Raw genomic sequence first — 6,297 nt, 5'->3', positions numbered from 1 at the left:
CCAGAGATCTTTAAGCTTGAGTTCCTTGTAGACCACAAAACCCAGGAAGGCGGCCTACCGATACGCTCCCGGCCACCGCCGAGCCCGACACGCCGCCGAAAAACATGGACTCAATGCAGTTGACGATGGCGAGACCTCCCGGGAGAGGACCGATGATGCCATCCACACGACGGCTTCATAACCGGCGCCACCATCGACATCAACGGCGGCGTCTACATGGCCTGATATGCTGAAAACAAAACTGCTCCACCCCGAGATCCTCTCCGCGCTCGCGCGCTCCGGGCATTTTTCCCAAGTGCTTATCGGCGACGGCAACTACCCCGTCGCCTCGCGCTCCAATCCAGAGAAGGCTACTTGAGGACAATATTCAGATCAGCTCGACCACAAGCCGCGCCAGGGCCCGGCCGAGCTTTTCATGCTCTTCGGGTTCCAGGTGGATGCCATCGCGTTCGCTCGAACGGATGACGGTTCCCGCGTCGAAAAAGGGGAAACCCTTGAGGGCGGCCTGGGCGGCAATGTCCCTTCCAAGGGTCAGCGATTTCTCGGCTCCGCCCTCGAATTCCTGGGAAAAGCCGCCCATGGTCGCGAAGGGCGGCGGAGCGACAACCAGGACAGCGGGAGCGGCGTTGCCCGGACCGAACTCGGAAGTTCGCACCATCTGAACCAGCCAGGCCAGGCCCCTCGCCACGTCATAGCTGGAGACCCCAAATCGGTGTTTCAGGTCGTTCGTGCCGAGCATGATGATCACGAGATCCACCGGCTTGTGCGTTTCCAGACAAGGAAGCAGGTATGACGAACCCTTTTTCTGGCCGACCGGATCTTCCCACACGGTGGTGCGTCCATTCTGCCCCTCGGGTATGACGTCGTAGCCACCCGGCGCGCTTGCTTCCAGGGCGGAGGCGAGAATGCCCGGCCAGCGCATCGGCTTGGGGTACCTCGTCGCGTTCGCGGGATTGTAGCCCCAGGTATTCGAATCTCCAAAACAGACGATGGTTTTCATGTATGCCCCCGATGCGCCGCCCGATCCGGATTCGGCGGAAGTGCTTCATTGTAGCTTTCTCAGCCTGATCTGGATACCGGGTTCCTCCCCAGAAAGGCGGAGTCGATCGCAGCCCTCAGCGCATCTATCCACACAGCCATCCGATGCCTTGACAAAAAATCCAAGACTGAGTAACGTTAGTTAACATTTACTAACTTCCATGAGAAGGCATGATGCAGACAACCGAGCGGCAGAAAGAAATCGTGACCAAGGCCTTCGTGCTCATCGCCAGCCAAGGCATACAGGAACTCACGATAAAGAACCTCGCCAAGGCCATAGGAACGAGCGAGCCGGCCATTTACCGCCACTTCGATTCCAAGGCGGCCATACTCTCGGCTATCGTGGATGAAATCATTGCGGTGAGGAATGCCGCCTGGCACCAGGCGGTCAGCGAGCGCAGGACCGCGAAGGAAAAGCTCGTTGATTTTTTCTCGCGCCAAGCCCTCAGCTTCGAATCCTTCCCCTCGCTGGTGATCATACTCTTTCCAGACATGCTCTTCCGGCAAGATCCTGACCTGCTCGAGCGGATACGCGCTATGATTGAAGAAACAAACGATCATATCAGGGAATTGCTGAAGGCCGGGATCGAGGAAGGAAGTTTCAGGAAAGACCTGGATTGCGATAACCTCTCGCTTCTCCTGATCGGCGGTTTCAGGATGCTGGTCTCCCGGTGGCGCATGAACGGTGCTCCGGGAACAGGCGCTAAACCCCTGACGGAGCAAACGCGCCAATACATCCAATCATCCTTGTCCCTTATCAACGAACACAGCGACTGATGACATGAACGGCATCGTAAAATCCGTCACTCGATATTTTTATGTTAGTTTATATTAACTAACCACACTCACACAGAGGGAGCGGCACCGTGACAAAAATCTTCGCGTCGATTGTAAAAAGGCCTCGGACAGCCATGCTGGTGATAGCCGGAATAACGATCCTGGCAGGGATTTCATTGTTTTCGTCATTCCGGATGGAAACCAATTTGGATGAGTACATGCCCAAAACCCACCCTGCCTTCATATATAGCGAGGAAGCCAACGAACGATTCCTGATCAAGGACTCCATCCTGATCGCCGTCGAGCATCCGGATTCCATCTACAATCCGGAAACGCTGGGAAAACTGATCGAAATTGAAACAGCCCTGCATTCGATCGAAGAATTGGCCAATTCCCGCCTGCAATCCATCCACAGCGCGGACAATATCGTCGGTTCGGAAGAGGGCCTCGATATCCAGCGCTTCTATGTGTCAGCGCCGACATCCCAGGCCGAAGCCGATGAAATCCGCGACGCCGTGAGGAAGAACACGATGATAGCCGGCCGCATGGTGTCGGCCGACGAGCGGACCGCCTTGATAGTGGTTGAATTGCCGGAAAGCGGATTTTCGAACAAACTCTACGACAAGATAATGGGCCTTTCGAAGCAATTCTCGGGACCGGAAATCCTCCATGTGGCGGGCAGGCCCATCGTTGAAGGCACTCTGGCGATTCTCGGCCCTAAGGATATGGGACGCACGGGTCCCCTCGTCATCCTTGTGATCGCAATCGTCTTGCTTCTCGTCCTGAGGCAAGCGCGCAGAACCGTCATCACGCTGGCGGTGGTGATCGCCAGCACCATATGGGCTTTCGGGCTGATGACAGCGCTGGGCGTACCTCTCTATTCAGTGAGCATAATGATACCGGTCATGCTCATCGCCATCGGGGTGGCTTACGCTATCCATCTCTATAATCAGATCGACTACTTCACGAAGGGTAATCCTGCTGCGGGCAGATTCGAAATCGCCGTCAACGCGATTTCCGTGATAGGAAAACCCGCGCTGTTCGCGGCGCTGACCACGGTGGCGGGCTTCATCTCCCTGGTAAGCTCCCAGGTCTATCCGGTCAAATACTTTGGCCTCTTCACCGCCTTCGGCGTGGCTGCCTCCTGGCTGCTGACCATGATCCTGGTTCCTTCGGGAATAGTCCTCTGGGGCAACGGAAAGCCGCCCGCGGTCAGCCGCGGGGGAATAAGCGGATCCATTCCCTTTGGCGCCCGTTTCGCCGATGCCATAAGCGCCCACAAGAGCCATGTGTACGTCTTGACGGGCTTCGTTCTCCTGCTTTCGCTCTGGGGCATCTCCCGCGTATGGATCAATACCAGCTTTCTTGACAATTTCGAACAATCCAGCCCCATCGTCCAGACCGACGCCTTCGTAAACCGGCACTTCGGCGGGACATCCTCCGTGAATATCATCCTCGACTCGGAAGAGCCCGACACCTTCAAGCAGCCCGAGGTCCTGGCGTTGATGGATAGCATGCAAAGCTCGGTGATGCAGCTGGAAAACGTCGGTGACAGCCAATCCCTGATCAACTATCTGAAGCGGATGCATTTTTCCATGAACGCGGAAGACCCGGCTTACGACGCGATACCCGGATCATCCGATATAATAGCCCAGTACCTCCTCCTCTATGAGATGTCGGGAGATCCTGACAATCTCTGGAAGGTGGTCGACGCCGATTTCCGGAGCGCGAATGTCACGGTCCAGCTGAAAAGCGACGACAGTAGGACGATAAATCGCGTGATCGACAAGGCGAAGGAATACGTCGACGACTTCGCCAAAAAGGGCATCACGATCAACTTCGCTGGATCGGGATACAAGAGCCTGATTTTCTCCAACCTGATCCTCTCCGGGCAAATCGCCAGCCTGGGCCTCTCCGTGCTAATCGTATTTCTCCTTGTCGCCTTCATGTTCCGAAGCGCGCTTCTGGGCGCCATCGCCTCCATTCCCGTGCTGATTTCCATGGTGATCAACTTCGGCATCATGGGAATCCTGAACATCCCCCTGACCACATCCACTGCCCTGATCTCGAGCATCGCGGTCGGCATAGGCGTCGATTACGCAATCCATTTCATCGCCCACTATCGGGAGCATCTCAGAAAAACAGGCGACGAGGCAGTAGCCGCCCGCTTTTCCATGAGCCATACGGGCCGGGCCGTACTTCTGAACGCGTCCATCGTCATTTCAGGCTTCATGGTAATGGTATTTTCAGTGTTCCCGCCTAATCGCCAGGTAGGCCTTCTGGTCTCCCTCAATATGCTGACAGCCTTCCTGGCTACCGTCACGATCATGTTCCTCGTACTGAGGAAATCATCCTCCATAGTAAAGGAAAGAAAATGAGACATCTTCACATGAGCCTGGCCACGCTCGGCCTTCTTGCCTTCCTCGCGATCACGAACCCTGTCGCCGCCCAGACCTCGGGGAACACCTCCCCCGGCTCAGGCAGTCCCTCTGCCTCCGCCATCATGGAAAACGTCTACAACCGCCCCAAGCCCACCGACACGACCGCCCTTCTCACCATGACGATGGTCGATTCCAAGAATCGTGAACGGGTTCGATCGCTCAAGCAGCTCTCCGCGAGTTTCGGGACGGCGGACAAGAAGATCATGGAATTCCAGAGCCCCGCCGATGTCCGGGGGACCTCCTTCATGAACTGGAGCTATGCCGACTCAGGCAGGAGCGATGATCAATGGATCTATCTGCCTGCCCTCAAGCGCGTAAAAAGAATAAGTTCCGGCGGAAAGGGAGACTCCTTCATGGGATCGGACTTCAGCTATGACGATCTTGGGGAAAGACATCCCGATAAGGACGAACATCGCATCATCGGCAGCGACAAAATCGGCGGCGAGGAATGCTGGGTGATAGAGAGCAAGCCGCGCGACAGCTCATTCAGCTATTCGCGCACGGTGAGCTGGATCTCGAAAACCACGCCGATAGGGTTTCGGAGGGATTATTATGACACGCGAAACCAGCTTCTAAAAACCCTTGTCATCCGGCAGACCCAGGTCATCGATGGATTCCTCATGATAACCCAAACCGAAATGCACAACGTCCAGAATGACCATCGCACGAAGATGTCCTTCACCTCCCTCGAAGTGAACAAGGGCATCAGGGAAGAGCTTTTCGCCGAACGCACCATGACCAAGGGGCTTTGAATGAAAAAATCATACCTTCGCAAGCTGGCGCTATTCGCCGGTCTCTGCGCCTGTCTTCTCCAACTCCCGGCGGAGAACATTTTCTTCAACGGCTACGGGCGGACCAAGCTCGGCGTCCTCATACCAGGCGGGTCGGTGTTCCTCCAAGAAAACACCTTCGACTCGCGCTTCACCTGGAAAACCGACGACACAACCCTCTATGCCAATGCCATCATATATGAAGAAAACGGTCAATCGCCGGAGCTGAACCTGAGGGAACTCTATCTGCAGTATTTCGGAGAAGCCTTCGACATCCGCATCGGCAAACAGCAGGTCATATGGGGCAAGAGCGATGCCCTGTTCATCACCGACCTTGTCTCCCCCAAGGATCTTTCGCGCTTCCTCGTTCCCGATTTCGAAGAGCTGCGCCTGGCTATCACTGGCCTGCGCATCAATGTCTTCGCGGGAAATCATCAACTGGATTTCGTATGGCTGCCCTTGTTCACTCCCGGCATACAGCCTCAGGCGGATTCCATATGGGCGCCAAAGATGCCATTCCCCGTGACGCCGACGTTTCAGCCTGCCCTCATGCCGGAGCTGAACCTTTCCAGCGACGAATATTTCCTCCGTTATGGCTGGCTGGGTTCAAGCGTGGATTTTTCCCTGATGGGCGGCTGGTTCTGGAATGACACTCCGGCATTCGCGGTCGTGGGAAAGACGGTCACACCCGGGCTCGGTCTCACCGCCATTGAGGTCCAAAAAGAATATTACCGCGCGGGAGCCCTTGGCTACGCGCTGGCGGCAACGATCGGCCCCCTGGTCCTCAAATCCGAAGGAGCCTTCCATATCAACATGCGATATCAAGGTGATATCATGACCTATCCCGAAGGCTACACGACCAAGAACGCGATCCAGTATTCCGTCGGGACGGATTTCCCGATTCTGGGGTTTACCGCGGGAGTCCAATTCGTCCAGGATATCATCCTCGATCATGAAGCGGCGATGGTTGAAGAGAAAATCACGAACATGGCCACCGTCCTTCTGGCTCGAAGCTTCGCACGCGAGACGGTAAGGCTGGAAGCCTTGGCTTACATAGGTTTCGCGGCGCCGGATGCCCTGATCAAACCTCAGATCACCTGGAAAATCCGCGACGGCATGGAATTGGCCGCCGGCGGCTGGTTCTTTCTGGGAAACAGCGGGACTTTCGGGCAATATTCGAAAAACAACAGCGTCTTCACTTCCGCGAAGATCTCATTTTAAGCGTATTCAAAGGAATGGCTGCAATGAAAACAAGATCATCGCGTATGCAT

7 protein-coding genes are annotated in these 6,297 nt (G+C 55.7%); 5 read left to right on the top strand and 2 right to left on the bottom strand.

Annotated elements, in window-relative coordinates; translation table 11 throughout:
* Positions 1-10: 10 nt before the first annotated feature.
* The gene (locus tag WBH99_RS01045; RefSeq protein ID WP_424218246.1) at positions 11-166 is read right to left on the bottom strand and encodes a TRAP transporter large permease subunit; all 156 of its coding nucleotides are present in this window, start codon (positions 164-166) and stop codon (positions 11-13) included.
* A 60-nt stretch (positions 167-226) separates the two neighbouring features.
* Here WBH99_RS01045 and WBH99_RS01040 point away from each other — a divergent pair, with 60 nt between their 5' ends.
* Complete coding sequence (locus tag WBH99_RS01040) at positions 227-358, top strand: RbsD/FucU domain-containing protein (RefSeq protein ID WP_424218245.1); 132 nt, start codon at positions 227-229, stop codon at positions 356-358.
* Between the two features lie 9 nt (positions 359-367).
* Here the strand turns inward: WBH99_RS01040 and WBH99_RS01035 are convergent, their stop codons facing one another.
* Entirely contained in the window at positions 368-1,000 is a 633-nt protein-coding gene (locus WBH99_RS01035) for an SGNH/GDSL hydrolase family protein (protein WP_424218244.1), read from the bottom strand.
* Positions 1,001-1,209: 209 nt separating this feature from the next.
* Here WBH99_RS01035 and WBH99_RS01030 point away from each other — a divergent pair, with 209 nt between their 5' ends.
* The 4 genes from WBH99_RS01030 (at position 1,210) to WBH99_RS01015 (ending at position 6,247) form a co-directional block, all read left to right on the top strand.
* On the top strand, positions 1,210-1,815 hold the full coding sequence (locus WBH99_RS01030) for a TetR/AcrR family transcriptional regulator (protein WP_424218243.1): 606 nt from the start codon (positions 1,210-1,212) through the stop codon (positions 1,813-1,815).
* Between the two features lie 134 nt (positions 1,816-1,949).
* Positions 1,950-4,193, top strand: coding sequence for an efflux RND transporter permease subunit (locus WBH99_RS01025; RefSeq protein WP_424218242.1), 2,244 nt, complete (start codon positions 1,950-1,952; stop codon positions 4,191-4,193).
* An 11-nt stretch (positions 4,194-4,204) separates the two neighbouring features.
* Positions 4,205-5,008 carry an outer membrane lipoprotein-sorting protein gene (locus WBH99_RS01020; RefSeq protein WP_424218241.1) on the top strand — a complete coding sequence of 268 codons (804 nt, stop codon included), beginning with the start codon at positions 4,205-4,207 and terminating at the stop codon, positions 5,006-5,008.
* Positions 5,009-6,247, top strand: coding sequence for a DUF1302 family protein (locus tag WBH99_RS01015; RefSeq protein ID WP_424218240.1), 1,239 nt, complete (start codon positions 5,009-5,011; stop codon positions 6,245-6,247). It begins immediately after the preceding gene.
* Positions 6,248-6,297 lie beyond the last annotated feature (50 nt).

The sequence above is a fragment of the Azovibrio sp. genome, from assembly GCF_049658005.1.
Taxonomy (GTDB): domain Bacteria; phylum Pseudomonadota; class Gammaproteobacteria; order Burkholderiales; family Rhodocyclaceae; genus Azovibrio.
Note: the sequence above shows the minus strand (reverse complement) of the source record. Positions and strands in the feature narration are given on the sequence as shown.

Bases quoted from the DNA above. Each gene is read 5' to 3' on its own strand.
- WBH99_RS01040 (WP_424218245.1), top strand. From the start codon at position 227: ATGCTGAAAACAAAACTGCTCCACCCCGAGATCCTCTCCGCGCTCGCG.
- WBH99_RS01035 (WP_424218244.1), bottom strand. From the start codon at position 1,000: ATGAAAACCATCGTCTGTTTTGGAGATTCGAATACCTGGGGCTACAAT.
- WBH99_RS01020 (WP_424218241.1), top strand. From the start codon at position 4,205: ATGAGCCTGGCCACGCTCGGCCTTCTTGCCTTCCTCGCGATCACGAAC.
- WBH99_RS01025 (WP_424218242.1), top strand. From the start codon at position 1,950: ATGCTGGTGATAGCCGGAATAACGATCCTGGCAGGGATTTCATTGTTT.
- WBH99_RS01030 (WP_424218243.1), top strand. From the start codon at position 1,210: ATGATGCAGACAACCGAGCGGCAGAAAGAAATCGTGACCAAGGCCTTC.
- WBH99_RS01015 (WP_424218240.1), top strand. From the start codon at position 5,009: ATGAAAAAATCATACCTTCGCAAGCTGGCGCTATTCGCCGGTCTCTGC.